Source organism: bacterium (assembly GCA_040753085.1).
Classification (GTDB): domain Bacteria; phylum UBA9089; class JASEGY01; order JASEGY01; family JASEGY01; genus JASEGY01.
This window is the reverse complement of record JBFMHI010000224.1, coordinates 1-3032: the sequence shown is the minus strand read 5'-3', so window position 1 is coordinate 3032 and position 3032 is coordinate 1. Positions and strand designations below refer to the sequence as shown.

Annotated in this window: 4 protein-coding genes; all 4 read right to left on the bottom strand. The window is 45.7% G+C overall.

Annotated features, from left to right (window positions below; genetic code table 11):
- Positions 1–122 precede the first annotated feature (122 nt).
- Positions 123–728 (bottom strand): nucleoside triphosphate pyrophosphatase, encoded by a 606-nt coding sequence (locus AB1797_13815; protein ID MEW5768663.1) that lies wholly within the window; start codon positions 726–728, stop codon positions 123–125.
- A gap of 338 nt (positions 729–1066) precedes the next feature.
- On the bottom strand, positions 1067–1540 hold the full coding sequence (locus AB1797_13810) for a type II secretion system protein (GenBank protein MEW5768662.1): 474 nt from the start codon (positions 1538–1540) through the stop codon (positions 1067–1069).
- Positions 1541–1628: 88 nt separating this feature from the next.
- Entirely contained in the window at positions 1629–2003 is a 375-nt protein-coding gene (locus AB1797_13805; GenBank protein ID MEW5768661.1) for a hypothetical protein, read from the bottom strand.
- Between the two features lie 59 nt (positions 2004–2062).
- Positions 2063–2539 (bottom strand): type II secretion system protein, encoded by a 477-nt coding sequence (locus AB1797_13800; GenBank protein MEW5768660.1) that lies wholly within the window; start codon positions 2537–2539, stop codon positions 2063–2065.
- Positions 2540–3032 lie beyond the last annotated feature (493 nt).

The window sequence follows — 3032 nt, the reverse complement described above, 5'->3', positions numbered from 1 at the left end:
AGGTTTTTAGCAAGAGTAATAATATTGCCCGCCAATTTCACCCTCACCCTATCCCTCTCCCATCAAGGGAGAGGGAATTTTGCTTTGTCTCCCAACTAACTGCTTAACTTAGTTTTGAGTAGTTACTCTCCAGGTCGGCGGAAGTTCCTGGGCGGTCTCCTTGACCCTGAAAATTCAGTCAGCATGTCGGCCAGCTTAGCCAGAGGCAGACCTAATAGATTGTAAAAACAACCCCTTATCTTTTCAATAAAGATCGCCCCTCGGCCGGCTACATCCAAACCGCCAGCCTTACCTAATGGTTCACCCGTAGAGACGTAATTATTAATTTGCTGCTCGGTAAGGGATTTCATAGTCACTTCAGTAACCACGTAGTCAGTCAATCTATGCCGGCTCTTTGCCTCTACCAGGGCTAACCCGGTGATCACCTCATGGGTGGTCCCTTGCAATTGGTGTAACATCCGGCTTGCCTCGATACGGCTAACTGGTTTGCCTATAATCTCCCCCTGGTAGGTGACGATAGTATCCGCCCCCAGGATTATCCCCTCTTTAACTTTGGAGGCAACTTCGACTGCCTTAGCTATGGCCCTCTCCATCGCATATTCAGAGGGATTAGTAGCCCTCCAGGTTTTCTCCTCCATTCCAGGAAAGACAGTCTCGAAGTCAAGGCCGATTTGTTTCAGCAACTTAGCCCTTTGGGGTGAAGAAGAGGCTAGGATTAGCTTAGACATTGTTAAGATATTACGCTATAATCACGGATATGTCAACCAAATTCGATTGTAACCGTTCAGCCACCAAGGCACAAAGACACGAAGGGAAAATTAAAACTGTTAAGAAATAATCCTTTAATCTTTGTGTCTTTATGGCTGAACACTTACGAAAATCTAACCAGGCGCAAACACAAAGGAGACATAGTCTGTCAAAAGGAAAAAGTTATTCTCTGAAAGAGCGAATAATTCCGACCACGAAGGGATGAGGAGTGAAGAGAGAAGCCTGTCAGACAAAGAAAAAGGGTTGATGGGAAATAGTCCCCTCAACCCTTCTCTTTTAGAAGTAGCTGGGCAATAGCTTACTTCTTATAGTATTCTTCTCCACCGTCCTTGGATTCCAGACATGTGCTATTTATTACGATCTCGCCCGTCGTCTGGTTATAAAGCCATCCCCCGGCATTGGTAACACTCGCCGGTACCAGGGAAACATCTGCAGCTACCTTTACCGCATCCACAACGTCACTCTCGAGATCAGTAGCATCACAACCACTGTTCCCTAACTTAGCCTCGGGTATCCGGGCAATATAGTCAGGCGTAAGCTCGGTCGCTAAAATGGCATCATTCTCAGCTACCGCCTCGCCTGGCCATTCTTCTTTCTCCGCATAGTAAAGAGTAATAGCCGATCTCAGTGCTCCCAGATTTCCGTAAGTAGCTGCATCCTTGGCCCGGCCAACCAGGTCAACAAACTTGGGGACGGCAATAGCCGCTAAGATACCAATGATCGCTACTACGATCATCAGCTCGATCAGGGTAAAACCTTTTTGTCTTTTCATTAAGACAACACCTCCTTATATTTTTTTAAATACCCCTTCTATATAAACAACACCCCACCGGTGTTGGTTCCTTTCTCGCTAAATTTCTTTAGAACTCTATAAATTCACGCCGCTTTAAGCCTTCGAGGTCAAGGGTACCCTCCTTGGGATTAGGGATTATCTCCCATTTCTCCATCGTTAAGGCGCCAATAATAGCATCTATCTCTCTTCCCTCTATCCTGCCCAGCTCATCTACCGGGACTGCCTCCATATCCAAATCCCATTCCTCGATCTTGCCCAATAGGAGGTATAGTTCCTGAACCTCGATGGTTCTTCCTCCAAGCGCCACCTTGTATGGCCTTGGAATAACGAGCTTTGGTCTATCACCAACCATCTCTCTTTTAACATAGGTATGCATCGCATCTGTGTCAAAGAGCGCCGTGGCCTTCCTCTTCTCGATTTCGATCTCCCTTATGATCCTCATCACCAGAACCCCCTCCCTTACAGGGCTTCTATTTAGCTCCTGAATGCTTGCCCCTCATTTTAATAATTAAAATAAGGTTCACCCTTGGAATCAAGTATGTGAGGCTCCACATTAATCTTGATATCTCCGTTACGTGGATTATAGATCCAACCACCCACTCCTGTTATCTGGGGATTATTATCATCGGGTCCCCACTCGTTATTAACGGCAGTACTATCAGGGTTGATCCCGGGATCATCTTGCACCACATCACTTCTCAATTGGGCTCGCGGAATTCTCGCCATAAAACGGGGGACAAAGTTTGGCAACCCGCCGCCCGCCGGCTTATCCAATGAAGGTGGCCAATGGCCATCCGTATAGGCATAGTACATATGAATAGCCACTTTCAAGTTATGTAAATTACCCCTCGTGGCTGCATCCTTAGCCCGGTCAACCACTCCCATATACTTGGGGGTAGCCACACTGGCCAGGACACCAATAATAGTGACTACCACCATTAATTCAATTAAGGTGAAACCACTTTCCCTTAACTTCATTTTTATATAAAAAAAGCCACTCTTTTCGCCTCGAACAGCTTAAAGAGAGGCCCCTCTATCTTTCACCATCCCTTCGACCGCGGGCTGTCTAATTAATTATTTAATTAGACCCACGGCTTGGCGACCCTTCTTAGCTCTCATCAGGCGGGTTGGCTTCCTCAACCCTTACCCAATACAAGCCGGAAAATCCGGTTCACCGAAGGTTAGCCTTAGGATAGTGTTAATAGTCTGTTTTCTCTTCCGAGAAAACCTTTACTCTTCTAGTAACCAGGATACCACATCCGATTTTGTTTGTCAAGCATTTTTTTTAGTATCTTCTCAATATTTTTTGGGGGATAGTAGTTAAAATTGTCGTAACTACTCAAGACTAAGTTAAGCAGTTAGTTGGGAGACAAAGCAAAATTCCCTCTCCCTTGAGGGGCTTATCCTTACCCACATCTTTTAAAAACCACGAAGAACACGAAGGGCACGAAGATAAAACAAATCTTTTAAT